The sequence below is a fragment of the Shewanella sp. S23-S33 genome, assembly GCF_043359565.1.
Lineage (GTDB): Bacteria > Pseudomonadota > Gammaproteobacteria > Enterobacterales > Shewanellaceae > Shewanella > Shewanella oncorhynchi.
On record NZ_JBHFFD010000003.1, the window covers coordinates 1 to 24,887 of the forward strand.

The window sequence follows — 24,887 nt, forward strand, 5'->3', positions numbered from 1 at the left end:
AACTAAAGAAACAAACTGTACATATTGCTATGAACACTCATTGTTACATTGATTTAAATTTTTGACTGCCAACCCGAAGGTTAAGCAGTTTCGATTAACTCAACACCTGTGAGTGTCCACACAGATTTCTTGTTTTATCTTGTTAAAGAGCGTTGACCACATACCGTTGCAGGCGGGTCGTGCTGATGCTTCATCAGCTCAGGGTCGTGCATTTTACGCATTTCCCGTTTCGCGTCAAGGAGTTTTTTACAACTTCTTGCTGCGCTTGAATTAAGTGCTTAAAAGCGACTCAATTCAACCTAACTCGTCAGCTGGCTTTCGCTGTCTGCCGTGTCAGTGAATGCGCATTATAGGCAGTGAAACTTTTTGTGCAAGGGCTTTTTAAATGAAAAAAGATCGCATGGCGATCTTTTAAACGATGGCGATTATTTTACATGCAAAGTGCCCATTAATTGGGCTTTTTGCTGCCTTTATCGATAAAACCTTGGATTAGCGAGACGGCTTTTACGTCATCCCAATCAACATAGGATCGAACAAAGGCAATTAATTGACCCTGTTGATCAAGAATAAAGGTCGCAGGAATCGTGTCGAGCGGAAAAACGTTCCCAAGACTTTGTGGTTGATCGTAGTAAGAGTTGAAATTCGCCATACCCAATGAACTTAAGAACGGCTGAACCTGCTGCTTACCTTCTGCATCAATAGAGATAGGCAGTACGACAAAATCTTCAGTCTTGAACTTAGTTGCTAACCTTTCGATTGCAGGCAACTCTCTGACACATGGCGGACACCAAGTCGCCCACATGTTAACCATAATGATCTTGCCTTTAAATTGGCTGAAGTCGATAGCTTTACCATCAACATCATTAAAGGCAACAGGCTCAATAGGAAAAGTCTTTGGCAGTACATTGATCAAATCAACCGTTGATTCCATCGGTTTAGCCGTTTGCTGCATACCAGGGTACGCATGCGTGACCCCAGCAACAAATACCGAAAGAATGGATGACAACATGAATGCCGTTATGACTTTATGCTTCATTTTGTATTGCGCTTTAGCAAGGTATCTAACTCGCGCTGATCTTCTGCGCTAATTTCGTTCGGCACATTACCGCCAATACGTTGCTTACGAATGAAGATAAATCCAATCACTAGACCCAGAAGTAATAAACCAATAGGACCTAACCAGAGAATGTAGGTCTTGGTTTCCATCTTAGGTTTATAGAGAACAAACTCACCATAACGACTGGTCATAAACTCGATGATCTCATCATCCCCTTTTCCTTCGTCAACCATCTTGAATACCTCAAGACGCAGATCTCGAGCAACGGGTGAATTGGAGTCAATCAAATTTTGGTTTTGACACTGTGGACAACGTAGTTCATGGGCCAAAGACAAACCGCGCTTTTGATTTTCAGGTGACTTGAATTCGTAAGTATCAACTGGTGTTGCCATGACGGCGGTCGTCATGCTGAACATCAGCACTAGACCACCTATGATTTTTATCAGCGTTCTCATGCTGCGCCATCCTTCGCTGCTTCAGCTTGTAATTGTTGGATCATAGGGTAAAGGGTTTCACTCCATACACGTTGGTCAATTGGACCTGCATAACGGAAACGGATAATACCGTTGTGATCAACAATAAAACTCTCTGGAGCACCATAAACGCCAAGATCTAATCCTAAACGCCCATCTTTATCATAGATATTAACGTTGTAGGGATCGCCCTGACGTTTTAACTCTTCTAACGCAGGAACACGCTCATCACGATAGTTGATCCCGTAAATTGGCAGCAGATTTTTACGTTTTAGCATCACTAAGAAAGGATGCTCATATTTACAAGATGGACACCACGTCGCCCATACGTTAAGTAATGATACCTTACCTTTTAATTGCTCATTCGTTATGATCTCAGCCGGTGTTTCTAGGCGTTCCAGTTGGAAAGCCGGAATAGGCTTCCCTTCCAGTGCTGAATCCAATTGCTGCGGATTCAGAAATAACCCTTTATAGAGAAACACCCCCATGGCGAGAAATATGACCAATGGGATAAACAGAACCAACTTCTTCATACATTCCCCAATTATTGAGCCGTTGCCAATTTTGCCTTTTCGGCCAAAGGCGCGACGGCTGCAGTGACTTTCGCACGGTAACGTTTATCCGATGCAGCGAAGAATCCACCTATCATCATGAAAATTGCCCCAAACCATAACCAACGCACGAACGGCTTATAGTTTAAACGAACCGCAAATTCAGTGCTGGTAATAGGGTCACCCATAGTTACGTACAAGTCACGGAATAGACCCCAGTCAATACCGGCTTCTGTCATATCCATAGTTCGCACATTATATTGACGACGATCGGGTTTTAGTAATGTCAGTAGCTCATCGCCCTTGTAGATCTCTATCTGTCCCTGCTGTGCAGTGTAGTTAGGACCCACTACGTTTTTGGTCTCGAGATACTTAAAAGTATAACCGGCAAGTTCTTGGCTTACACCAGGTCCCATACGAACACTTTTCTCAATCGAGTAATTTGACACCATAGTGGCACCAATCACAGAAACGGCAATACCGAGATGCGCGAAGATCATACCAAGCTGACTACGGCCCATGCGGCTGATGCTGATATCACCTTCTTTCGACTTGACCATGTTATAGGCCGCTCTTGCGGTAGCCAGAAGAATCCAAGCAGCGGCAGCAATACCAAAGGCAACCCAAATATTGAATACACCATCGACGATAAAAGGAGTCACAATACCGATAGCAGCAGCAATCATTGCTGGGATCAATAGCTGACGCTTAAGCTCGCCCGCTTTCGATTTTTTCCAACGAATAATTGGACCAATACCCATAAAGCCAAATAGCACTAATACGATAGGCACGAACACCGCATTAAAGTATGGGGGTCCAACAGAAATCTTACCCATGCCAAGCGCGTCGATGAGCAATGGATATAATGTACCCAATAGTACCGTACCTGCGGCAACCGTCAGTAGCACGTTACACACTAAGAGCATAGTTTCTTTAGACTTAAGCTCGAAACGGGCTGGACTACTCATTTCACTGGCACGTAAAGCAAACAGTGTTAATGAACCGCCAACCGCTAAACCAAGTAACAACAGGATGAACATACCGCGGCTTGGATCGGCTGCAAATGAATGCACTGAAGTTAATACACCTGAGCGAACAATAAAGGTACCAAGCAAACTTAAAGAGAAAGCGAAAATAGACAGTAATACAGTCCAGTTACGGAAGGCGCCGCGTTTCTCAGTCACAATTAAAGAGTGAACAAGCGCAGTACCCACTAACCAAGGCATAAAAGAGGCGTTCTCAACAGGATCCCAGAACCACCAACCGCCCCAGCCTAATTCATAATAAGCCCACCAAGATCCTAGTGCGATACCGCCCGTAAGGAAGGTCCAAGCAGCTAATGTCCATGGACGAGTCCAACGAGCCCATGCAGAATCGAGACGGCCGCTCATCAGCGCAGCAATCGCAAATGCAAAGCTTACAGAGAAGCCCACATAACCTAAGTACAACATAGGAGGATGGAAGATTAATCCCACGTCCTGCAGCATTGGATTTAAGTCACGACCTTCGGCAGGGATCGGGAATAAACGTTCAAATGGGCTAGATGTGAGTAGCATAAACAAACTAAAGCCAATCACAATAAGAGCCAATACTGCCAGCACACGGGCAGTAAACACTTCTTCTAAACCTTTGCTAAACAAGGCAACCGCAGCCGCCCAAGTTGATAAAGCAAACACCCAAAATAACAGTGACCCTTCATGACCGCCCCATACGGCCGAGATCTTAAAGAAGATAGGTAACTGAGAATTTGAATGATGTGCCACATAGGCGACCGAGAAATCATCGACGGCAAAACTATAAGCCAGCACGACAACAGATAAGGTAATAAAAAAGAACATTCCGTACGTTAATGGCCAAGCGTACCTAACAAGGTATTGGTCTTTTCTGGCAACACCTATTAGGGGGACGCTGATTAATAAGAAGGCAAAAGCCACCCCTATTATCAACGCAAAGTGTCCAAGTTCTGGGATCATGGGTTTTCCTCAGTCTTCAATAATATGTTGATTTAGAAAGACTCTATCTCAACGCACAACATGCTATTCACGCAAATGCACGAAATTTTGCTCATTTTAGTATTTGCTATTGTTCCTGTCTGCCTCTTTCGTACAAAACTGGGTTACTTGTCTCATTCTCAATTTTAGAGGTCGATGAAAGTCACGGAAGAGGCTCAGTTCTGCATGTGACCGACAAATGACACTTAAGTTTCATACAAAATTTACAAGAAGAATCAATTTGTGAACCAGTGCCCAACTATAAGCTTTCAGCACTGGGATTACCTTATATTACTGTTCAATGAACAATCTTTACGTATAATCTTGCTTCCAAGCCTAGCGGTTACTCCGCTTTCTGCAAACTAAAGTGAATATAGAAACAATGACGACATTTTGGATTTTTATTGCGCTTGTTATGTTAGTCGGCCTGATGCTGATTTGGATCCCGCACTTCAGACAGCAAAAATTGCTGAAAACGGAAGAAGCTGGAGTTCGTAAACAAACGAACCTTGAATTGTTCAATGAGCGCTTAGGCGTTCTTGAAAAAGAATTAAGTGAAGAGCTACTCGATCAAGCCGAATTTGATGCATTGAAGAAAGAACTGGAAATCAGTCTACTCCAAGACATCAAACAAGCGAACGACGATTCACTGGTCAACCAAATAAAGCCAAAGACGATTCTGTGGCCGTCGATCATGTCAGTTTGTTTGATTGTCATCTCAGGCTATCTTTATCAACACTTAGGTGCCTTCGAGAATATTGATAGTGCTCAACAACCTGCAAATCCACATGCGGGAATGGATACGGCTCAAATCATGATGCAACGCGTGCAGATGATGGAAGCTCAAGTTAAAGCCGAGCCAGAAAACAGCCAACTGTGGTTCAGCTTAGGTCATGCTTATGTATCAGCAAACCAATACGATAAAGCGATTGCGGCTTTCGATAAAGTAATCGAATTAGTCGGAAAGCATGCAGAATTGCTCGGTCCAAAAGCAACGGCGATGTATTACAAAGCGGGTCAACAAATGACACCGCGAATCCAAGCTCTTATCGATGAGTCCTTAACTATGGATGCCCAAGATCCTTCAACGCTACTGCTCGTGGGTATGGATGCTTTCTTTACTGCTGACTACAAGAAAGCCATCACCTCTTGGCAAACGATTTTAGATAGCGGTCGTGCCGACGTTGATCGTGCAGCTCTTATGAATGCAATCGAAACCGCTAACTTACGCATGCAGTCGGAAACCGCTGGCACGCCAAATGATGATGCACATAAGCAAGTCAAAGCGAGTGCTAAATCGGTCAATGTCACTATATCTATCTCTGCAGAACTTGCGGCTAAAGCCAGTCCAGAAGACACCATTTTCATCTTTGCCCGTGCAACTGAAGGACCTAAAGTCCCATTAGCTGCAACCAAAGTCAGTGCTAAGTCTTTCCCAATTACAGTGACATTAGATGACAGCAGCGGTATGGGTGGTGATGTGAAGTTAAGCGATGCAGCCAATGTGGAAGTGATTGCTGTGCTGTCTAAACAAGGTAATATCAAACCGCAAACGGGTGATATTCAAGGCAAGATCAGTAAAGTCGCCGTAGGCGATACAGCGAACCTAGTACTTGATACTCAAGTGCAATAAATCGCAGTTAATTGCAGATATAAAAAAACCGGCTTTCGCCGGTTTTTTTATATCTGAAGAATTACTTAGCTGTAGACATAAATTTGATAGCAGCTTTGTAATCATCATCAGTACAATCAGTACACATACCGCCTGGTGGCATAGCATTCAGACCGGTTTTCACACTCTTCACTAGAGCATCAACGCCCTTAGCTAAGCGTGGTTCCCATTCTGCAGCGTTGTGCACTTTTGGAGCACCAGCAACACCCATGCTGTGGCATACAGTACATGCCTTATTATAAATAGCCTCAGCATCTTGAGCTGAAGCGTTAACTGACATAGTCAAAGCAGCGACAGCAGTCATTGCTAACAGTTTTTTCATGTTCAATGTTCCTAATGCAAATACGTACAAAGCTCGGCGCCGCCCTTACTTAGGCAGACTCATTATAGCCGACTAAGATTACTACAAACTTCAAGAAATCTCATCTTTTTGTGATTAGAATCTCAACACAAAATGAATCAGGCGACAAGGATGACAAATTCGTTAATATATTAGCAAGTCGTAAAAAAGTTCGATAAATATTGCGGTTATTGGAACCACATCATATTGCTGACATCTAGTGCAAACCAAGAGTAAACCCCCAATAACGTTTGTGTTAGAATGACTTGTGTTTCCTTCCGGCTTGAGATAGAGGGTTCAGTGACAAATATAACTAAAGAAACCACATTAGTGTCAGCCAGCAAGCTGACCTGTATCCGCGAAGAACGTATCCTTTTTGATGAGTTAAGTTTTGATATAAATGCCGGTGACATTGTTCAGATTGAAGGCCCTAACGGCGCAGGCAAGACCAGTTTATTACGCATATTGGCGGGCCTTTCTCGCCCCTATGCCGGACAAACTTTTTACATTAATGAAGACATAAACCGTTGCCGCGATGAATACAATGAAGACCTCTTGTATTTAGGCCATTTAGCTGGCGTGAAATGCGAGCTGACTGCCGAAGAAAACCTTAATTTCAATTTAAGAATCAGTGGTTATGATGACTTTGATACGTCAGAGATTTTAGCCAAAGTCAATTTAACGGGCTTTGAAGAAGCTCTCGCGGGGCATTTATCCGCAGGCCAGCATCGCAGAACAGCGCTATCAAGATTGTGGCATAGCAACTGTAAAATTTGGATCCTTGACGAACCTTTTACTGCAATTGATAAAAAAGGCGTCGAAGAACTGGAGCAGTTATTTATTCAGCATGCGGATAATGGTGGTTGTGTGATTCTCACAACTCACCAAGATATGGGCATTATCACAGATGATAGGCTTCGTAAAATTCGTCTCGATTATCGCTTCATATAAGGTCAGGCTCAATGAAAAGAGGCATCAGTTTTACCCAAGCATTTTTCACCTTGCTGCAGCGAGATCTTAAAATTGCTATTCGCCACCGCGGCGACATTTTTAACCCACTGCTATTTTTTATTATGGTCGTTACTTTGTTTCCGCTGGGAATTGGACCAGAGCCGCAAATGTTAGCACGTGTGGCACCGGGGATAATTTGGGTCGCCGCATTATTAGCATCAATGTTGTCACTTGAAAGGCTTTTCAAAGCCGACTTTAGTGATGGTAGCTTAGAACAAATGCTATTAAGTCCACAGCCATTAGCCATTCTCGTATTAGCTAAAGTGTTAGCCCACTGGATTTTAACTGGTGTGCCACTGATTATTATCGCACCACTGTTAGCGGTATTACTCAATCTAGACGGCAACAGCTACGGTGCGTTAATTTCGACGCTTGCGCTAGGCACGCCAGTATTGTCGCTGTTAGGTGCTATAGGTGTGGCATTAACCGTCGGTCTAAGGAAAGGCGGCGTGTTACTCAGCTTACTTATTTTGCCCCTATATATCCCAGTACTCATTTTTGCAACGAGTGCCATAGACGCGGCAGGAATGAATTTACCCTATGATGGTCAGCTCGCTATAATAGGCGCTATGCTGGTCGGATCGTTAACCTTAGCACCTTTTGCAATTGGTGCATCTCTGCGAGTGAGTACTAACTAAAATGTGGAAATGGTTACACCCTTACGCGGATCCTGAACGCGCATATAAATTATCAGGAACGTTATTTCCATGGTTTGCGATCTTAGCTGGTCTATTGATTGCTGTTGGCACTACATGGGGACTCGTCTTCGCGCCGACGGATTACCAGCAGGGTGATAGCTACCGTATTATCTTTATCCATGTTCCTGCCGCGTCTATGTCAATGGCGGCTTATATGGGTATGGCAACAGCGGCCTTTATCGGTCTAGTTTGGCAGATAAAACTTGCCGACTGGGCTGCAGCATCTATTGCTCCCATTGGCGCAGTGATCACCTTTATCGCACTCTTTACTGGAGCGGCATGGGGTAAACCTATGTGGGGTGCTTGGTGGGTATGGGATGCACGCTTAACTTCTGAGCTGGTATTACTATTCCTATATCTAGGTGTGATCTCGCTCTATGCCTCATTTGAGGATAAAGTGCTCGCAGCTCGTGCAGCAGGGATCTTAGCGATCGTCGGTGTGATCAATATTCCTATCATCAAATACTCAGTTGAATGGTGGAGCTCATTACATCAACCGTCGACAATACGCATTACCGAGAAATCGACAATGTCGACAGAAATGCTCTATCCACTGTTAATTAACATACTGGGCTTCGGTCTTATGATTGGCGCCATCACTATTGTTCGTTTTAGAGCAGAAATTTTAGCAAGAAATGGCATGCGCCCTTGGGTCCGTGAACTAGCTAAAGCGGAGGAGGTCAAATGATGCAATTCGATTCAATCAGTGATTTTTTTAATATGGGCGGCTATGCATTCTATGTATGGCTATCCTACGGAGTGACCTTCTTCTGCCTCTCTACGCTCATCATTACCAGCGCACGCCAAAAGCGTAAGGTGTTAATTGATATCGCGAAAAAGATGGATAGAGAAGAACGCCTAAAAGAAACCAGGAGTACTAAATCGTGAACCCAAGACGCAAAAAAAGACTGACATTAGCTGTAGCATTAATCGGTGGCGTTGCTGCGATTACTTCGCTTTTGCTCTATGCGCTGAACTCCAACTTGAACTTATTCTATACTCCGTCTGAAATTGTCCACGGCAAGACAGACACTGGCGTAAAACCTGAAATTGGCCAACGTATTCGTGTCGGCGGAATGGTGACTGTAGGTTCTATGGTGCGAGATCCCAAAAGCTTGCATGTCGAATTTGCAGTACATGACTCCCTCGGCGGTGAAGTACTGGTCACTTATGACGACCTATTGCCCGATCTTTTCCGTGAAGGACAAGGCATTGTTGCTCAGGGTGTACTGGGTGCTGATGGCAAACTAGAAGCAACTGAAGTACTGGCCAAGCATGATGAAAACTACATGCCACCAGAAGTCGCTGAAGCCATGGGCCAAAAGCACGAAAAGTTAGATTATAGCCAGCAAAAGGCACCAGATACTAAGTAGGTTATTGATGGCTCAGCAATAGCGTACAAACTAAGCCTCCTAGCTTAATAACTAGTGAGGCTTTTTTATTATCTGAATATGCACAATTAAAGGTGGACTATACTCTAGGCAGCGCCAATACCTAAGACTGCATATGATTCAAATAAGACAACTAAACTCTAGTTTGCAACACATTCTAAGCTTCCTAATTATCTGCTTGGTAGGCCTCTCTCAGGAAGCAATTGCTGCTAAAGTTGTTGTTATCGAAAGCTACCATCATAGCTATCAATGGGACCAAGAATACTATCAAGCGATTTATGACACGCTCAGCCCTCACCATGATGTTAGTTATTTCGAGATGGATACCAAACGCTTACCCCAAGAGCAATTTGCTGAACGGGCTGACTTAGCATGGAAATACATTCAACAACAAGCACCTCAATTGGTTATTCTCGCCGATGATAATGCGGTTAAACTCTTACACCAGCGCCTAAATGACAGCCTAATCCCAGTAGTCTATTTAGGGGTGAACATGAATCCTAGAGAATATCATCTCAATGAACACAAACGCTTTACAGGCGTCATTGAGAGACCACTACTACGACGTTCACTACTGCTCATTCAACGTTTACTACCACAGATTGTGCATAGAAAAATCTTAGTTCTATTCGACCAAGGTGTCACCTCTGACTCAGCGGCAGAATACATCAGTAAACAACACTCAAGCATGTTAGGCGATATCGAAGTTAATTTAGTGCAATTGTCACAGCTAACGGATTGGCAGCGGAATGTATTGACCGCGAAGGAACAGGGTTATAACGCTATAGTCGTGGCGCTATACCACACAGTTAGAGATGCAGATAATCACTCAGTAGATGCAGATCAGCTCCTAAAATGGATATCTGAACATACTCCGGTACCGAATTTTGGGTTTTGGGGATTTAGTGTCTCTGCTGAAGGTAATATTGGTGGCTATGTTCTCGATGGCTATCATCATGGCAAGATTGCAGCGAATATGGCGACAAAAATACTCGGCGGCGAGAAACCCGAAAATATTTTCCCAGTAACAGATGATCTTGGAAAATACATGTTTAGCCAGAAAGGCTTAGCTAAATGGAATATCGTCCTCCCAAAAGAAATCGAGAAAACCACACTTTGGGTAAAATAGTCAAAAAGGCATAAAAAAGCCGGGCTAATGCCCGGCTTTTTAAAAGTGTAACCTTAATTACTCAGCAGCTTCAACATCAACAGCTTGAGCAGCTTCTGGGCGACCAACTAGCTCGATGTAAGCCATAGGGGCTTTATCACCAGCACGTAAACCGCACTTAAGGATACGGGTATAGCCACCAGGACGTTCCTGGTAACGTGGACCCAACTCAGTAAATAACTTACCAACGACTTCAGCGTCGCGAGTACGTGCAAACGCTAAACGACGGTTTGCAACGCTGTCACTCTTAGCAAGTGTTATCAGAGGCTCAACTACGCGACGCAGTTCTTTCGCTTTAGCCACAGTTGTCTTGATGATCTCATGACGAACTAGTGAACCGGCCATGTTGCGAAACATGGCTTGGCGATGACTGCTGTTACGGTTTAGTTGACGACCACTCTTACGATGGCGCATGACCTAATCCTTATAACCTAAATCTGTACAAACCTGAGACTTATAGGTCGTCTGCTAAACTAGCTGGAGGCCAGTTTTCCAAACGCATACCTAACGACAGTCCGCGAGAAGCTAAAACATCCTTAATTTCAGTAAGAGATTTCTTACCTAAGTTCGGGGTTTTCAGCAACTCAACTTCAGTGCGCTGTACCAGATCTCCGATGTAATGAATCGCTTCGGCTTTCAAGCAGTTAGCCGAACGTACAGTTAGCTCTAAATCGTCGACAGGACGCAGCAGAATCGGATCGAATTCCGGTTTCTCTTCTTTCAGCTCTGGCTCAGTCACGTCACGTAACTCTACAAACGCATCTAGCTGTTCAGCCAGAATAGTTGCAGAACGACGGATAGCTTCCTCAGGATCGATAGTACCGTTTGTGGTCATATCGATAACGAGTTTATCTAAGTCAGTACGCTGTTCTACACGTGCTGCTTCTACATTGTAGGCAATACGTGCAACTGGCGAGAAAGAAGCATCAACCAGCAAGCGGCCGATTGGGCGATCATCGTCTTCGGTCTGTGCACGAGCAGATGCTGGTACATAACCACGACCACGCTCAACGCGAATACGCATGCTGATATCATTGTTACCTGTCAGATGACAGATAATATGATCAGGATTCACGATAGTGACATCACCATCATGCGTGATATCTGCTGCGATGACAGGGCCTGCGCCGGACTTGCTCAACGTAAGCATAGCCTCGTCTTTACCCTCGATGGTCACTGCTAACCCTTTCAGGTTTAACAAGATCTCAAGGATATCTTCTTGAACGCCTTCCTTACTGCTGTATTCGTGCAGTACACCGTCAATCTCGACTTCGGTAACCGCGCAGCCGGGCATAGACGACAATAGGATGCGACGCAACGCGTTACCTAAAGTGTGGCCGAAACCACGCTCAAGTGGTTCCAATGTAACCTTGGCACGTGTTGAGTTAACCTGCTCGATATCAACGAGACGCGGTTTAAGAAATTCTGTAACAGAACCCTGCATTGTGTCCTCTCTTGTTTGTTAGCCTTACTTAGAGTAAAGCTCGACGATCAGCTGTTCGTTAATTTCCGCAGACAAATCGCTACGTTCTGGAACGCGCTTGAAAGCACCTTCCATTTTCGCGTTGTCGACTTCAACCCATGTAGGCTTCTCGCGTTGAGCTGCCACTTCTAAAGCCGCTTTAATACGAGCTTGAGTACGTGACTTCTCGCGGATGCTCACAACATCATTCGCAGACACTTTGAATGATGGAATGTTAACAACACGACCGTTAACCATAATAGATTTATGGCTTACTAGCTGACGTGATTCTGCACGAGTTGCACCGAAGCCCATACGATAAACAACGTTATCAAGACGGGTTTCTAAAAGCTGAAGCAGGTTTTCACCTGTGTTGCCTTTAGTACGTGCAGCATCTTTGTAATAGTTACGGAATTGTTTTTCTAACACACCGTAAATACGACGAACTTTTTGTTTTTCGCGTAACTGAGTACCGTACTCTGACAAACGTGGCTTACGAGCGCCATGTTGTCCAGGTGCAGTTTCCAGTTTACACTTTGAATCGATTGCTCTCACACCGCTTTTTAAGAAAAGGTCTGTACCTTCTCGGCGGCTGAGCTTGAGCTTGGGACCCAAGTATCTTGCCATGATCTTTCTCCAACTATCCTAATGAAACGGCGTTATACACGACGCTTTTTAGGAGGACGACAACCATTATGAGGGATCGGCGTCACATCGGTAATGTTGGTAATTTTATAACCAACAGCGTTCAGCGCACGAATGGCTGACTCACGACCTGGACCTGGACCCTTCACAAACACTTCAAGGTTTTTTAAACCGTAGTCTTGAGCAGCAGCACCTGCACGCTCAGCAGCCACCTGTGCAGCAAATGGGGTAGATTTACGTGAACCACGGAAACCTGAACCACCTGAAGTAGCCCATGACAACGCATTACCTTGACGATCTGTAATGGTGACAATAGTGTTGTTGAAAGAAGCATGGATATGAGCCATGCCATCTGCAACCTGTTTACGTACGCGCTTACGCGGAGAACGTGACGGAACTTTAGCCATTGCTTTACCTTCCCGTTACTTTCTAATAGGTTTACGTGGACCTTTACGCGTACGCGCATTGGTCTTAGTACGTTGCCCACGGAGAGGCAGGCTACGGCGATGGCGGAGACCACGATAACAACCAAGATCCATAAGACGCTTGATGTTCATTGAAATCTCACGACGTAAGTCACCTTCTACTAGGTATTTGGCGACTTCTTCGCGTAGTGTGTCTATTTGAGCTTCGCTCAATTCCTTGATCTTAGCAGTTTCAGCGATTGCTGTAGCCGCGCAGATTGCTCTAGCGCGAGTACGGCCGATGCCGAAAATTGCAGTCAATGCGATGACTGTATGCTTTTGATCAGGAATGTTAATGCCAGCGATACGGGCCACTATGCACTCCTTAAAGTTAAAGGCCAACTGCGAAAAGCCCGAAAGGATACTCGACAGTCGACAGATTTGCAAACAAAATTTTGTTCAGCCCAATTCATGGGCTGAACAAATTACTTTTTAGCCTTGACGCTGTTTGTGTTTTGGTTCAACACAGATAACGCGTACAACGCCACTACGCTTGACGATCTTGCAGTTACGGCAGATCTTCTTCACGGAAGCTCGAACTTTCATTTCATCACTCCGTAAAGCTACTTAGCGACCAAAGCGATCTAAATTCGCTTTGTTAACTAGGTTAGCTTTCTTCATCACAGACTCATACTGATGAGACATCATATGCGTCTGAACCTGAGCCATGAAGTCCATGATTACGACTACCATAATTAGTAGTGAAGTACCGCCGAAATAGAACTGTACTTTCCACGCAATTAACATGAACTCCGGAATTAAGCAGATAAAGGTTATGTATAACGCGCCTGCCAATGTCAAACGGGTCATAACTTTATCAATGTAACGCGAAGTCTGTTCTCCAGGACGGATCCCAGGGATGAATGCACCACTCTTCTTCAAGTTATCTGCTGTTTCACGTGGGTTAAACACCAACGCAGTATAGAAGAAACAGAAAAAGATAATCGCTGTTGCATATAATAATGAGTAAAGCGGTTGTCCAGGTGACACAGCCAGTGAAAAATCACTTAACCATGACATGGACTCATTTTGACCGAACCACTGAGCCAGTGTTCCAGGAAACAAAATGATGCTTGACGCAAAAATTGGCGGAATAACACCTGCCATGTTTATTTTCAGCGGTAGATGGGTACTTTGCGCAGCGAACACCTTACGGCCTTGCTGGCGCTTAGCATAGTTAACGACAATTCGACGCTGACCACGTTCCACAAACACTACAAAATAAGTCACTGCAAACACAATTACCGCGAGCAACAACAATACTAACACATTCAAGTCACCTTGACGCGCCTGCTCAGCCGTTTGGCCGATAGCGGAAGGTAATCCAGCAACAATACCTGCGAAAATCAAAATCGAGATACCATTACCTATACCACGTTCGGTAATTTGTTCACCTAGCCACATAAGGAACATAGTTCCTGTCACTAAGCTCACAACCGCAACAAAGTAGAATCCAAATCCAATGTTGACCACAAGGCCTGGCACTAAGTTTGGTAACCCGGTTGCAATACCGACCGACTGGAATGTACCCAGCACTAAGGTACCCCATCTGGTATATTGACTGATTTTCTTACGTCCTGATTCGCCTTCTTTTTTCAATTCAGCGAGTGCAGGATGTACGACAGTCAACAGTTGCATGATAATCGATGCCGAAATGTACGGCATAATACCTAATGCAAAGATAGAGGCACGCTCAAGGGCACCACCCGAGAACATGTTAAACATGCCAAGGATGGTTCCACTTTGCTGAGCAAACAGCTCTGCTAATACAGCTGCGTCAATACCAGGAATTGGCACAAACGAACCGGCTCTAAAGACGATAATCGCACCAATCACGAACAGGAGGCGAGCTTTCAATTCAGAAAGTCCACCTTTCGCGCTTTTTAAATCAAGTCCTGGTTTTGCCATCGACGTATTATTCCTCGATCTTACCGCCGGCAGCTTCAATAGCTGCACGTGCACCTTTGGTTACCTTCAGACCTTTAACAGTCACAGGGCGCTCAATGGTACCTGAAAGAACAATTTTCGCAAACTGGATGTTGCGAGTTATTACGTTCGCATCTTTCAGAGCGTTTAAGTCGATAACATCACCGTTAACTTTTGCCAGTTCGAGTACACGAACTTCAGCTGTTACCATAGCGCGACGCGAGGTAAAACCAAATTTAGGTAAACGGATTTTCAGTGGCATTTGACCACCTTCGAATCCTGGGCGTACACCGCCACCAGAGCGAGACTTTTGGCCTTTATGACCACGACCCGCTGTTTTACCTAGACCTGAGCCCATACCACGGCCTACACGCTTTGGTGCATGCTTAGAGCCTGCAGCTGGAGATAGAGTATTTAAACGCATCTATTAATCCTCCACCTTAACCATGTAGTAGACCTTGTTGATCATACCGCGAACAGAAGGAGTATCTTCTAATTCAACAGTGTGACCAATGCGACGCAAACCAAGACCCGTTAGGGTTGCACGGTGCTTCGGTAAACGACCGATACCGCTTTTAGTTTGAGTAACTTTTACAGTTTTAGTTGCCATGGTGCATTACCCCCGAATTTCGTCAACATTCAGGCCACGCTTAGCTGCGATTTGCGAAGGTGACTTCATGTGCACCAATGCATCGACAGTCGCGCGAACGATGTTGATCGGGTTAGTAGAACCGTATGCTTTTGACAGAACGTTATGCACGCCTGCTACTTCCAATACGGCACGCATTGCGCCACCGGCAATAATACCAGTACCTTGTGATGCAGGTTGCATGTACACAAGTGAACCAGTATGACGACCTTTAACTGGGTGATGCAGAGTACCTGCATTCAACTCAACGGTCACAATGTTACGACGAGCTTTTTCCATCGCTTTTTGAATCGCGGCTGGAACTTCACGTGCTTTGCCATAGCCATAGCCAATCTTACCGTTACCGTCACCCACTACTGTCAGTGCTGTGAAGCTAAAGATACGACCGCCCTTAACTACTTTAGAAACACGATTAACTGCAATTAATTTCTCTTGCAGATCGTCTTTTTGCTGAGCTTCTAATTTAGCCATTTTATAACCCCTTAGAACTTCAGGCCAGCTTCACGAGCTGCATCTGCTAAAGCAGCTACACGACCGTGATACTTGAAACCAGAACGATCGAACGCAACTGAAGTTACGCCTTTTTCGATCGCGCGCTCAGCAACAAATTTACCTACTGCTTTCGCTGCGTCTACGTTACCGGTACTCTTCAGTAGCTCTTTAACCGCTTTTTCTACGGTTGAAGCAGCTGCCAACACCTGAGCTTCAGGATTGATCACCTGAGCATAAATGTGACGCGGTGTACGATGTACAACCAGACGGTTCACGCCCAGCTCTTGGATCTTCTTACGAGCGCGAGTAGCGCGACGTAAGCGAGATGTTTTCTTATCCATATCGCGTTACCTACTTCTTCTTAGCCTCTTTACGGCGTACTACTTCGTCGTCATAGCGAACACCTTTGCCTTTGTATGGCTCTGGTGGACGGTATCCGCGAATCTCAGCAGCGACTTGGCCAATTAACTGTTTATCAACGCCACGTAGGACGATGTCAGTTTGGCTAGGGCACTCTGCAGTAACGCCTGCGGGCAGTTTGTGTACTAACGGATGAGAGAAACCTAAAGTAAGGTCAATATCAGCACCGACGAGTTTCGCACGGTAACCAACGCCAACTAACTTTAACTTACGCTCAAAACCTTGAGATACACCAACAACCATGTTGTTTACTAATGCACGAGTTGTACCAGCCTGTGCCCAAGCGTTAACAACGCCTTCAACAGGGAGGAACTTAACTACGCCGGCTTCAATAACAACATTGACCGCATTGTTGATCACTCGAGTCAGACTACCTTTTCCGCCTTTGACGGTAAGGGTCTGTTCGTTCAAGGTCACCTCTACGCCAGCTGGAATAGATACTGGTGCTTTTGCTACACGAGACATTCCTAGCTCCTTAAGCTACGTAGCAGATAACCTCGCCACCCATGCCTGCAAGGCGGGCGGCACGATCAGTCATCAAGCCTTTAGAAGTGGACACAATTGCGACACCCAGACCGCCCATCACCTTTGGAAGTTCGTTTTTACCTTTGTAAATACGAAGACCAGGACGACTTACACGCTGGATAGTCTCAACGACTGGTTGGCCTTGGAAATACTTTAAAGTAACTTCCAGTTCAGGCTTGGCTTCATCTGCTACGGCGTAATCAGCAATATAACCTTCATCTTTAAGTAGTTTCGCAATTGCGACTTTCAACTTAGCTGAAGGCATCTTCACTGATACGTGGTTAGCAGCTTGGCCGTTACGAATACGGGTTAACATATCCGCAATAGGATCTTGCATGCTCATATTAGCTTACTCCGTGACAAGTGCTTACCAGCTGGCCTTACGCAGGCCAGGAACTTCACCACGCATGGTTGCTTCACGTAATTTGATACGGCTCAAGCCGAATTTACGTAAGAAGCCATGAGGGCGACCAGTTTGATTACAACGATTGCGTTGACGCGCAGCGCTGGAATCACGTGGTAGAGCTTGCAGCTTAAGAACCGCATCCCAACGATCTTCGTCAGAAGAAGCTGGACTTGCAATGATAGTCTTAAGAGCCGCACGCTTTTCAGCGTACTTGGCCACGAGCTGTGCACGTTTAGCTTCACGTGCTTTCATTGATGTTTTTGCCATTACGCTACCCTTATTTCTTGAATGGGAAGTTAAAAGCGTCTAACAAAGCACGACCTTCTTCATCATTCTTCGCAGTAGTAGTGATAACAATATCCATACCACGAATCTTATCGATTTTATCGTAATCGATTTCTGGGAAGATGATCTGCTCACGCACGCCCATTGCGTAGTTACCACGGCCGTCAAACGCTTTAGCGCTTAAGCCACGGAAGTCACGAATACGTGGGATTGCGATATCGACTAAACGCTCTAAGAATTCCCACATACGCTCACCGCGTAGGGTCACTTTACAGCCAATAGGGTAGCCTTCACGGATTTTAAAACCAGCAACTGACTTACGAGCTACAGTCACAACTGGCTTTTGACCAGCGATTGCAGTCATATCACGGACAGCATGGTCCATGATTTTCTTGTCTGCAACAGCTTCGCCAACACCCATATTCAGGGTGATTTTCTCAATCCGAGGGACTTGCATGACACTGGTATAACCGAACTTTTTAGCAAGTTCAGCGACAACAGTCTCTTGGTATTTATCATGCAGTTTCGCCATCGTTTACTCCAATTACTTAACGAGTTCACTGTTCGATTTGAAGAAACGAACTTTTTTGCCGTCTTCAAAGCGGAAACCAACGCGATCAGCTTTGCCAGTGGCAGAGTTGAAAATCGCTACATTTGATGCTTGTATCGGTGCTTCTTTCTCAACAATACCGCCAGCTACGCCCAATTGTGGGTTTGGCTTTTGGTGTTTTTTGACAAGATTGATGCCTTCAACAATCAATTTACCAGTAGGAAGGACTTGAGAAACTTTTGCACGTTTACCCTTGTCTTTACCTGCTAATACAATCACTTCGTCTTCACGACGTATTTTAGCTGCCATTTTGAAGCTCCTTACAGTACTTCTGGTGCCAGCGAGACAATTTTCATAAATTGCTCATTACGCAATTCACGTGTCACTGGTCCAAAGATACGAGTACCAATCGGCTGCAGGTTGTTGTTCAAAAGAACAGCTGCATTCCGATCGAAGCGAATGACAGAACCGTCTGGACGACGTACGCCTTTCTTAGTACGGACTACCACCGCGTTATACACATCGCCTTTCTTCGCTTTAGCGCGAGGAATCGCTTCTTTAACAGAAACTTTGATGATGTCGCCGATACCGGCATAACGACGATGAGAGCCACCCAAGACCTTAATACACTGAACTCTGCGTGCGCCGCTGTTACAAGCAACGTCAAGAGTCGATTGCATTTGGATCATTTTAAGTGCTCCGCTATCGTTACTACACAATTCCCACTATGGGACAATAAAAACACTCATTTTTGCTATTAATTTAGTCAAAAATGGCGCGCAAATATAACACCATAAAAGTGGAATGTATAGTATTAAAAAACAAACGGCCCCACATTCTGGAGCCGTTTACCTAAATACCTAATTAGCTTAGGCCTTTGATACTACTTCAACCAGGGTCCAAGACTTAGTCTTAGACAAAGGACGACATTCGCGAATCGCTACTAAATCGCCTTCATTGCACTGATTCGTTTCGTCATGTGCATGGATCTTTGTCGTACGCTTAATGTATTTCCCATAAATTGGGTGTTTCACTTGGCGTTCGATAGCAACAGTAATGGACTTGTCCATTTTGTTGCTAGTTACACGACCCTGCAAAGTACGGATTTTATCAGACATTATGCACCCGCCTTAGAAGTAATAATGGTCTTAACGCGCGCAATGTTACGGCGCACCAATTTCAGTTGATTAGTCTGAGTCAACTGACCAGTGGCGTGTTGCATACGCAGGTTGAACTGCTCACGCAGCAGACCAAGTAGTTCAGCGTTCAGTTCTTCAACGCTCTTTTCTCTCAGTTCGCTCGCTTTCATTACATCACCGTCTTAGTTACGAAGGTAGTCTTAATTGGAAGCTTGGCAGCAGCCAAAGCAAACGCTTCACGAGCGATCACTTCAGAAACACCATTCATCTCATAAAGAACCTTACCAGGTTGAATCTGACATACCCAGTATTCAACGTTACCTTTACCTTTACCCATACGCACTTCAAGAGGCTTAGAGGTAATCGGCTTGTCCGGGAAAACTCGAATCCAAATTTGTCCCTGACGCTTAATGTGACGTGTCATGGCACGACGTGCAGATTCGATCTGACGTGCAGTTAAACGGCCACGGCCGACTGCTTTCAGACCAAAAGTACCAAAGCTAACTTCGGTACCGTTCGCTAGACCGCGGTTGCGGCCTTTGAACATCTTGCGAAACTTCATACGTTTAGGTTGCAGCATTGCCGGCTCTCCTATTTACCACGAGGCTTGCGCTTAGGTTGCTGCTGCTTCGGCTCTTCAATCTGTGGCAGCATTCCGTCTAGAACTTCACCTTTGAAGATCCAAACTTTAACGCCAATCACACCGTATTGGGTGTGACTTTCAGATGTAGAATAGTCGATATCAGCACGCAAAGTATGTAAAGGTACACGACCTTCACGATACCACTCATCGCGCGCAATCTCAGCTCCGCCTAAACGGCCACTAACTTGTACTTTGATACCTTGAGCACCAATACGCATTGCGTTTTGAACTGCGCGCTTCATAGCACGACGGAACATTACGCGACGCTCTAATTGCTGTGCAATTGAGTCAGCAACTAACTTGGCATCTAGCTCAGGTTTACGGATCTCAGCGATGTTAATTTGAGCAGGAGTGCCAGCAAGTTTTGACACTGCAGCACGCAATACTTCAACGTCTTCACCTTTCTTACCGATCACAACACCTGGACGGGCAGTGTGAATGGTAACGCGGATGCTTTTCGCTGGACGCTCGATAACAATCTTAGATACTGAAGCAGCTTGTAATTTCTCTACAAGAAACTTACGCACTTCCCAGTCGCTGTTCAGGTTACTTGCGTAATCTGATTTATCTGCGTACCAGGTAGAGATCCAAGGCTTGGTGATACCCAGACGGATACCATTAGGATGTACTTTCTGTCCCATTGCTCTCTCCTAGCGATCTGATACAACCACAGTAATGTGGCTGGTACGCTTCATGATACGATCAGCGCGGCCTTTAGCACGTGGCATGATACGCTTCATAGTTGGGCCTTCATCTACGAAGACGGCTCCGACTTTAAGCTCATCAATATCCGCGCCTTCGTTGTGTTCGGCGTTTGCGATAGCTGAGTCAAGTACTTTTTTAACCAGTACGGCGGCTTTCTTGGGGCTGAAAGTCAAAATTTCGAGGGCCTTAGCAACAGGCAATCCACGAATTTGATCAGCAACCAGACGGGCCTTCTGCGCAGACGTACGGGCAAAACGATGTTTAGCTAAAACTTCCATCTTATTCCTCCCGTATTAACGCTTCTTCGCTTTCTTATCTGCAGCATGGCCGCGATAAGTGCGAGTTGGTGAAAATTCACCAAGTTTGTGGCCGATCATTTCGTCAGTTACGAACACAGGAACGTGCTGACGACCATTATGGACAGCGATGGTCAAACCAATCATATTTGGAATGATCATAGAGCGACGTGACCAAGTCTTAATAGGCTTTTTGTCACCGGCTTCCATCGCTTTCTCTACCTTCTTCAGCAAGTGCAGGTCAATGAAGGGACCTTTCTTGAGAGAACGTGGCATGGCGAATCCTCTTACTATTTATTACGACGACGTACGATGTACTTGTCAGTGCGCTTGTTACTACGAGTTTTATAACCCTTAGTTGGCACACCCCATGGAGTCACTGGGTGACGACCACCAGAAGTACGGCCTTCACCACCACCGTGTGGATGGTCTACTGGGTTCATTGCAACACCACGCACTGTAGGACGTATGCCTCTCCAGCGCTTAGCACCTGCTTTACCTAACTGGCGTAGCATGTGTTCGGCATTACCAACTTCACCAAATGTCGCGCGGCAATCAACTGGCACTTTACGCATTTCGCCAGAGCGAAGACGTAGAGTGGCATATGCGCCATCACGAGCAACAACTTGTACATAAGCACCTGCAGAACGAGCGATCTGAGCACCTTTACCAGGCTTCATTTCAACTGCGTGAACTACAGAACCTACTGGGATGTTGCGCAGTGGCATAGCGTTACCGGTTTTGATCTCGGCAGCAACACCAGACTGGATCTTATCGCCAGCTTGCATGCCTTTGGCAGCAAGAATATAACGACGCTCACCATCCGCATACAATACTAACGCGATGTTAGCAGTACGGTTTGGATCGTATTCCAGACGCTCAATCTTTGCAGGGATACCATCTTTATCGCGTTTGAAGTCGATTAGACGATAATGCTGCTTATGACCACCACCTACGTGACGGACAGTGATACGGCCAGTATTGTTACGGCCACCACTTTTAGATTTTTTCGCCAACAAGCCAGCAAAAGGTTTACCCTTGTGCAGGTCAGTGTTCACCACTTTAACTACGTGGCGACGACCTGGAGAGGTTGGCTTACACTTAATAACTGCCATGATAATTCTCCTTTGCTTACTCAGCGCCGCCGACGAAATCGATGTCAGCACCAGCAGCTAGAGTCACATAGGCTTTTTTCCAATCGCTACGACGACCAGTACGGCCACCAGTGCGTTTAGTTTTGCCTTTGCTCACTAAAGTGCGAACTGAATCAACTTCAACTTCAAATAGCTTAGCAACAGCAGCTTTAATTTCAGCTTTAGTTGCATCGATAGCTACGCGGAAAACAACAGTGTTGTGCTTCTCAGCGTTCACAGTGCTCTTTTCAGAGATATGTGGAGCGAGAATAACTTTTAGCAAACGTTCTTCGCGGATCATCATGCTAGCATCTCCTCGATTTGCTTCACTGCGTCAGCAGTCACAAGCACAGTGTTGAAGGCGATCAGACTCACTGGGTCTAGACCCGCTACATCACGAACGTCAACCTTGTACAGGTTACGAGCTGCTAAGAATAAGTTCTCATCAACTTCTGCAGTCACAATCAGAACGTCTTCAAGGTTCATTGCTTTCAATTTAGCTTTCAGCTCTTTAGTTTTAGGAGCTTCAACACCGAAAGATTCAACAATAACCAAACGCTCTTGACGTACCAATTCAGACAGAATGCTTCTCAGCGCTCCGCGGTACATCTTTTTGTTAACTTTTTGGCTGTGATCTTGGGTTTTAGCAGCGAATGTTACGCCACCGCCACGCCAGATTGGGCCTTTAACAGAACCAGCACGAGCACGGCCAGTTCCTTTTTGGCGCCAAGGCTTTTTGCCTGAGCCAGTTACTTCCGCACGAGTCTTTTGAGCACGAGTGCCCTGACGCGCGTTTGCAGCGTATGCTACAACTACCTGATGAACCAGTGCCTCGTTAAAGTCACGGCCGAAGGTAGTTTCGGAAACTTCAAGAGCGCTTTGCGCGTCTTTCAATACCAATTCCATTACTATCTCCTCAGACCTTAAGCTTTAACGGCAGGCTTGATAATCAAGTCGCCATTGGTAGCGCCAGGAACAGCGCCACGGACTAGTAGCAGGTTACGCTCAACATCTACACGAACAACAACTAGATTTTGAGTAGTAACACGCTCGGCACCCATATGGCCTGACATTTTTTTGCCTTTGAATACGCGACCAGGCGTTTGGTTCTGACCGATAGAACCATTCGAGCGGTGCGACAAAGAGTTACCGTGAGTCATATCTTGAGTACGGAAGTTCCAACGCTTAACGCCGCCTTGGAAGCCTTTACCTTTTGATTGACCAGTAACATCAACTTTCGCTACGTCTGCGAAAATATCAACATTTAGCTCAGCACCAACTTCAATGCCCTCGCCTTCACCGTCTACCAAACGCATTTCCCACAAACCACGACCGGCTTCAACGCCGCTCTTGGCAAAGTGACCTGCTTCTGGTTTAGTGATGCGATTGGCTTTTTTGGTGCCAGTTGTAACTTGAAGTGCACGGTAGCCGTCAGTTTCTAAAGTTTTCACTTGAGTAACACGGTTGCCTGCAACTTCAATTACAGTAACTGGTATTGAAACACCATCTTCAGTGAAGATGCGAGTCATACCAACTTTACGACCAATAAGACCGATAGCCATCTCTCAAACCTCTTCTTACTAGGATCTCAATTAACCCAAGCTAATCTGTACGTCGACACCAGCCGCAAGATCTAAACGCATTAACGCGTCAACAGTCTTTTCAGTTGGCTCTACGATGTCAACCAGGCGCTTGTGTGTACGTAATTCGTACTGGTCACGAGCATCTTTATTAACGTGCGGAGAGATCAAAATGGTATAACGCTCTTTGCGAGTAGGTAGTGGAATTGGACCACGAACCTGCGCGCCTGTACGCTTAGCAGTTTCAACGATTTCCGCTGTAGACTGATCAATTAAGCGATGATCAAATCCCTTTAAGCGGATACGGATTCTTTGGTTCTGCATTGACCAGAGCTCCTAAAATGGACATATAAAAAATCACCCTCTAGCTTCTTCAATATAGAAAAGCAGAGCGAGATGATTTAACCGTTCGACTCCCAATCGGAGCCGCTATGATAATGATTAACTTCAGCGACTAATCATTTAATTCGTCAACCTAAGTCGACGAGGGGGCCATTATACCTATCTAAATCCGGATATCAAGCCCGCTGTGTAAATAGTCATCAAATAACTATTTAACTTCAGAGTGGCGAGCATTTTACACAAATTTGTGAATAAAACCAGCCCTCAAATAAAAAAGGAAGCCGAAGCTTCCTTTTCAAACTAATTTCTATCGCAATTAAGCGATGATTTTAGCTACTACACCAGCACCAACTGTACGACCACCTTCACGGATTGCGAAGCGTAAACCTTCGTCCATCGCGATTGGGCAAATCAGAGTCACTACCATTTTGATGTTGTCGCCAGGCATTACCATCTCTACGCCTTCTGGCAGTTCGATAGTACCGGTTACGTCAGTTGTACGGAAGTAGAACTGTGGACGGTAGCCTTTGAAGAATGGAGTATGACGTCCGCCTTCTTCTTTTGACAGAACATAAACTTCTGATTCAAAAGTCGTGTGTGGGTTGATTGAACCTGGTTTAGCCAATACTTGACCACGTTCTACGTCATCACGCTTAGTACCACGTAATAACACACCACAGTTCTCGCCTGCACGACCTTCGTCAAGCAGTTTACGGAACATTTCTACACCAGTACACGTTGTTTTAGTCGTTGTGCGAACACCAACGATTTCAACTTCGTCACCCACTTTAACAATACCACGCTCAACACGACCAGTAACTACTGTACCACGGCCTGAAATTGAGAATACGTCTTCGATTGGCAGTAGGAACG

The 24,887-nt window shown here is 45.3% G+C and carries 41 protein-coding genes; 7 read left to right on the forward strand and 34 right to left on the reverse strand.

Features of this window, described 5'->3' with window-relative positions:
• Positions 1-448: 448 nt before the first annotated feature.
• The 4 genes from ACHA99_RS00535 to ACHA99_RS00550 are packed head-to-tail and all read right to left on the reverse strand — an operon-like array spanning position 449 to position 4,054.
• On the reverse strand, positions 449-1,036 hold the full coding sequence (locus tag ACHA99_RS00535) for a TlpA disulfide reductase family protein (protein ID WP_263164989.1): 588 nt from the start codon (positions 1,034-1,036) through the stop codon (positions 449-451).
• Positions 1,033-1,512 carry a heme lyase NrfEFG subunit NrfF gene (gene nrfF, locus ACHA99_RS00540; RefSeq protein WP_105251045.1) on the reverse strand — a complete coding sequence of 160 codons (480 nt, stop codon included), beginning with the start codon at positions 1,510-1,512 and terminating at the stop codon, positions 1,033-1,035. Before nrfF ends, ACHA99_RS00535 begins: the two co-directional genes overlap by 4 nt.
• On the reverse strand, positions 1,509-2,063 hold the full coding sequence (locus ACHA99_RS00545; RefSeq protein WP_105251044.1) for a DsbE family thiol:disulfide interchange protein: 555 nt from the start codon (positions 2,061-2,063) through the stop codon (positions 1,509-1,511). The genes nrfF and ACHA99_RS00545 overlap by 4 nt, the downstream gene beginning before the upstream one ends.
• Before the next feature lie 11 nt (positions 2,064-2,074).
• A complete protein-coding gene (locus ACHA99_RS00550; protein ID WP_393940318.1) occupies positions 2,075-4,054 on the reverse strand; it encodes a heme lyase CcmF/NrfE family subunit in 1,980 nt (659 codons plus the stop codon).
• A gap of 400 nt (positions 4,055-4,454) precedes the next feature.
• On the opposite strand from ACHA99_RS00550, the gene ccmI reads away from it, so the two are divergent.
• Positions 4,455-5,705: a c-type cytochrome biogenesis protein CcmI gene (ccmI, locus tag ACHA99_RS00555; RefSeq protein ID WP_393940352.1), complete on the forward strand. Its 1,251-nt coding sequence runs from the start codon at positions 4,455-4,457 to the stop codon at positions 5,703-5,705.
• A 61-nt stretch (positions 5,706-5,766) separates the two neighbouring features.
• On the opposite strand, the gene ACHA99_RS00560 is transcribed toward ccmI, so the two are convergent.
• Positions 5,767-6,066, reverse strand: a complete 300-nt coding sequence (locus ACHA99_RS00560; RefSeq protein ID WP_105251041.1) for a cytochrome c5 family protein — start codon at positions 6,064-6,066, stop codon at positions 5,767-5,769.
• Between the two features lie 318 nt (positions 6,067-6,384).
• On the opposite strand from ACHA99_RS00560, the gene ccmA reads away from it, so the two are divergent.
• From ccmA to ACHA99_RS00590, 6 genes are all read left to right on the forward strand, one after another.
• Entirely contained in the window at positions 6,385-7,035 is a 651-nt protein-coding gene (gene ccmA, locus ACHA99_RS00565) for a cytochrome c biogenesis heme-transporting ATPase CcmA (protein ID WP_131525727.1), read from the forward strand.
• Positions 7,036-7,046: 11 nt separating this feature from the next.
• Positions 7,047-7,733 (forward strand): heme exporter protein CcmB, encoded by a 687-nt coding sequence (ccmB, locus tag ACHA99_RS00570; protein ID WP_006079706.1) that lies wholly within the window; start codon positions 7,047-7,049, stop codon positions 7,731-7,733.
• 1 nt (position 7,734) lies between these two features.
• On the forward strand, positions 7,735-8,481 hold the full coding sequence (locus tag ACHA99_RS00575; protein ID WP_105251039.1) for a heme ABC transporter permease: 747 nt from the start codon (positions 7,735-7,737) through the stop codon (positions 8,479-8,481).
• Positions 8,481-8,681: a heme exporter protein CcmD gene (ccmD, locus tag ACHA99_RS00580; protein WP_105253042.1), complete on the forward strand. Its 201-nt coding sequence runs from the start codon at positions 8,481-8,483 to the stop codon at positions 8,679-8,681. The genes ACHA99_RS00575 and ccmD overlap by 1 nt, the downstream gene beginning before the upstream one ends.
• Complete coding sequence (gene ccmE, locus ACHA99_RS00585) at positions 8,678-9,166, forward strand: cytochrome c maturation protein CcmE (protein ID WP_105251038.1); 489 nt, start codon at positions 8,678-8,680, stop codon at positions 9,164-9,166. Before ccmD ends, ccmE begins: the two co-directional genes overlap by 4 nt.
• Before the next feature lie 196 nt (positions 9,167-9,362).
• Positions 9,363-10,313 (forward strand): ABC transporter substrate-binding protein, encoded by a 951-nt coding sequence (locus tag ACHA99_RS00590; RefSeq protein ID WP_393940326.1) that lies wholly within the window; start codon positions 9,363-9,365, stop codon positions 10,311-10,313.
• Between the two features lie 57 nt (positions 10,314-10,370).
• Here ACHA99_RS00590 and rplQ read toward each other — a convergent pair whose 3' ends face one another.
• The 29 genes from rplQ to ACHA99_RS00735 form a co-directional block, all read right to left on the reverse strand.
• Positions 10,371-10,766, reverse strand: a complete 396-nt coding sequence (rplQ, locus tag ACHA99_RS00595; RefSeq protein ID WP_006083573.1) for a 50S ribosomal protein L17 — start codon at positions 10,764-10,766, stop codon at positions 10,371-10,373.
• 40 nt (positions 10,767-10,806) lie between these two features.
• The gene (locus tag ACHA99_RS00600; protein ID WP_006083574.1) at positions 10,807-11,796 is read right to left on the reverse strand and encodes a DNA-directed RNA polymerase subunit alpha; all 990 of its coding nucleotides are present in this window, start codon (positions 11,794-11,796) and stop codon (positions 10,807-10,809) included.
• 24 nt (positions 11,797-11,820) lie between these two features.
• Positions 11,821-12,441 carry a 30S ribosomal protein S4 gene (gene rpsD / locus ACHA99_RS00605; protein WP_006083575.1) on the reverse strand — a complete coding sequence of 207 codons (621 nt, stop codon included), beginning with the start codon at positions 12,439-12,441 and terminating at the stop codon, positions 11,821-11,823.
• A gap of 32 nt (positions 12,442-12,473) precedes the next feature.
• Positions 12,474-12,866 carry a 30S ribosomal protein S11 gene (gene rpsK / locus ACHA99_RS00610; protein WP_006083577.1) on the reverse strand — a complete coding sequence of 131 codons (393 nt, stop codon included), beginning with the start codon at positions 12,864-12,866 and terminating at the stop codon, positions 12,474-12,476.
• A 15-nt stretch (positions 12,867-12,881) separates the two neighbouring features.
• Positions 12,882-13,238, reverse strand: a complete 357-nt coding sequence (rpsM, locus tag ACHA99_RS00615) for a 30S ribosomal protein S13 (protein ID WP_011787581.1) — start codon at positions 13,236-13,238, stop codon at positions 12,882-12,884.
• A 117-nt stretch (positions 13,239-13,355) separates the two neighbouring features.
• Positions 13,356-13,469: a 50S ribosomal protein L36 gene (gene rpmJ / locus ACHA99_RS00620; protein ID WP_006083579.1), complete on the reverse strand. Its 114-nt coding sequence runs from the start codon at positions 13,467-13,469 to the stop codon at positions 13,356-13,358.
• Positions 13,470-13,490: 21 nt separating this feature from the next.
• Positions 13,491-14,831, reverse strand: a complete 1,341-nt coding sequence (secY, locus tag ACHA99_RS00625) for a preprotein translocase subunit SecY (RefSeq protein WP_007644459.1) — start codon at positions 14,829-14,831, stop codon at positions 13,491-13,493.
• Positions 14,832-14,838: 7 nt separating this feature from the next.
• Positions 14,839-15,273 carry a 50S ribosomal protein L15 gene (rplO, locus tag ACHA99_RS00630; protein WP_006083581.1) on the reverse strand — a complete coding sequence of 145 codons (435 nt, stop codon included), beginning with the start codon at positions 15,271-15,273 and terminating at the stop codon, positions 14,839-14,841.
• A 3-nt stretch (positions 15,274-15,276) separates the two neighbouring features.
• Complete coding sequence (gene rpmD / locus ACHA99_RS00635; RefSeq protein WP_006083582.1) at positions 15,277-15,459, reverse strand: 50S ribosomal protein L30; 183 nt, start codon at positions 15,457-15,459, stop codon at positions 15,277-15,279.
• Between the two features lie 6 nt (positions 15,460-15,465).
• Positions 15,466-15,969 carry a 30S ribosomal protein S5 gene (rpsE, locus tag ACHA99_RS00640; RefSeq protein WP_006083583.1) on the reverse strand — a complete coding sequence of 168 codons (504 nt, stop codon included), beginning with the start codon at positions 15,967-15,969 and terminating at the stop codon, positions 15,466-15,468.
• A gap of 11 nt (positions 15,970-15,980) precedes the next feature.
• A complete protein-coding gene (rplR, locus tag ACHA99_RS00645; RefSeq protein ID WP_006083584.1) occupies positions 15,981-16,331 on the reverse strand; it encodes a 50S ribosomal protein L18 in 351 nt (116 codons plus the stop codon).
• 10 nt (positions 16,332-16,341) lie between these two features.
• On the reverse strand, positions 16,342-16,875 hold the full coding sequence (rplF, locus tag ACHA99_RS00650; RefSeq protein ID WP_105251036.1) for a 50S ribosomal protein L6: 534 nt from the start codon (positions 16,873-16,875) through the stop codon (positions 16,342-16,344).
• Between the two features lie 10 nt (positions 16,876-16,885).
• Positions 16,886-17,278 (reverse strand): 30S ribosomal protein S8, encoded by a 393-nt coding sequence (rpsH, locus tag ACHA99_RS00655; RefSeq protein ID WP_006083586.1) that lies wholly within the window; start codon positions 17,276-17,278, stop codon positions 16,886-16,888.
• 24 nt (positions 17,279-17,302) lie between these two features.
• Positions 17,303-17,608 (reverse strand): 30S ribosomal protein S14, encoded by a 306-nt coding sequence (rpsN, locus tag ACHA99_RS00660; protein WP_006083587.1) that lies wholly within the window; start codon positions 17,606-17,608, stop codon positions 17,303-17,305.
• Positions 17,609-17,618: 10 nt separating this feature from the next.
• Positions 17,619-18,158: a 50S ribosomal protein L5 gene (rplE, locus tag ACHA99_RS00665; protein WP_006083588.1), complete on the reverse strand. Its 540-nt coding sequence runs from the start codon at positions 18,156-18,158 to the stop codon at positions 17,619-17,621.
• A gap of 12 nt (positions 18,159-18,170) precedes the next feature.
• Positions 18,171-18,485 carry a 50S ribosomal protein L24 gene (rplX, locus tag ACHA99_RS00670; RefSeq protein WP_006083589.1) on the reverse strand — a complete coding sequence of 105 codons (315 nt, stop codon included), beginning with the start codon at positions 18,483-18,485 and terminating at the stop codon, positions 18,171-18,173.
• Between the two features lie 11 nt (positions 18,486-18,496).
• Positions 18,497-18,865, reverse strand: a complete 369-nt coding sequence (gene rplN / locus ACHA99_RS00675) for a 50S ribosomal protein L14 (RefSeq protein ID WP_006083590.1) — start codon at positions 18,863-18,865, stop codon at positions 18,497-18,499.
• Between the two features lie 180 nt (positions 18,866-19,045).
• Positions 19,046-19,294, reverse strand: coding sequence for a 30S ribosomal protein S17 (gene rpsQ, locus ACHA99_RS00680; RefSeq protein ID WP_006083591.1), 249 nt, complete (start codon positions 19,292-19,294; stop codon positions 19,046-19,048).
• Positions 19,294-19,485, reverse strand: a complete 192-nt coding sequence (gene rpmC / locus ACHA99_RS00685) for a 50S ribosomal protein L29 (protein ID WP_006083592.1) — start codon at positions 19,483-19,485, stop codon at positions 19,294-19,296. Before rpmC ends, rpsQ begins: the two co-directional genes overlap by 1 nt.
• Complete coding sequence (rplP, locus tag ACHA99_RS00690; RefSeq protein ID WP_006083593.1) at positions 19,485-19,895, reverse strand: 50S ribosomal protein L16; 411 nt, start codon at positions 19,893-19,895, stop codon at positions 19,485-19,487. The genes rpmC and rplP overlap by 1 nt, the downstream gene beginning before the upstream one ends.
• 11 nt (positions 19,896-19,906) lie before the next feature.
• Positions 19,907-20,599 (reverse strand): 30S ribosomal protein S3, encoded by a 693-nt coding sequence (rpsC, locus tag ACHA99_RS00695; protein ID WP_006083594.1) that lies wholly within the window; start codon positions 20,597-20,599, stop codon positions 19,907-19,909.
• A gap of 9 nt (positions 20,600-20,608) precedes the next feature.
• Complete coding sequence (gene rplV / locus ACHA99_RS00700; RefSeq protein WP_006083595.1) at positions 20,609-20,941, reverse strand: 50S ribosomal protein L22; 333 nt, start codon at positions 20,939-20,941, stop codon at positions 20,609-20,611.
• Positions 20,942-20,956: 15 nt separating this feature from the next.
• On the reverse strand, positions 20,957-21,235 hold the full coding sequence (gene rpsS / locus ACHA99_RS00705) for a 30S ribosomal protein S19 (protein ID WP_006083596.1): 279 nt from the start codon (positions 21,233-21,235) through the stop codon (positions 20,957-20,959).
• 14 nt (positions 21,236-21,249) lie between these two features.
• The gene (gene rplB, locus ACHA99_RS00710; protein ID WP_006083597.1) at positions 21,250-22,074 is read right to left on the reverse strand and encodes a 50S ribosomal protein L2; all 825 of its coding nucleotides are present in this window, start codon (positions 22,072-22,074) and stop codon (positions 21,250-21,252) included.
• Positions 22,075-22,090: 16 nt separating this feature from the next.
• Complete coding sequence (gene rplW / locus ACHA99_RS00715) at positions 22,091-22,393, reverse strand: 50S ribosomal protein L23 (RefSeq protein WP_025008843.1); 303 nt, start codon at positions 22,391-22,393, stop codon at positions 22,091-22,093.
• Entirely contained in the window at positions 22,393-22,998 is a 606-nt protein-coding gene (gene rplD / locus ACHA99_RS00720; RefSeq protein ID WP_113941598.1) for a 50S ribosomal protein L4, read from the reverse strand. The genes rplW and rplD overlap by 1 nt, the downstream gene beginning before the upstream one ends.
• A 17-nt stretch (positions 22,999-23,015) precedes the next feature.
• Positions 23,016-23,654: a 50S ribosomal protein L3 gene (rplC, locus tag ACHA99_RS00725; protein ID WP_006083600.1), complete on the reverse strand. Its 639-nt coding sequence runs from the start codon at positions 23,652-23,654 to the stop codon at positions 23,016-23,018.
• A gap of 30 nt (positions 23,655-23,684) precedes the next feature.
• On the reverse strand, positions 23,685-23,996 hold the full coding sequence (gene rpsJ / locus ACHA99_RS00730; protein ID WP_006083601.1) for a 30S ribosomal protein S10: 312 nt from the start codon (positions 23,994-23,996) through the stop codon (positions 23,685-23,687).
• Between the two features lie 334 nt (positions 23,997-24,330).
• A partial coding sequence (locus tag ACHA99_RS00735; RefSeq protein ID WP_393940350.1) for an EF-Tu/IF-2/RF-3 family GTPase occupies positions 24,331-24,887 on the reverse strand: 557 nt, incomplete at its 5' end.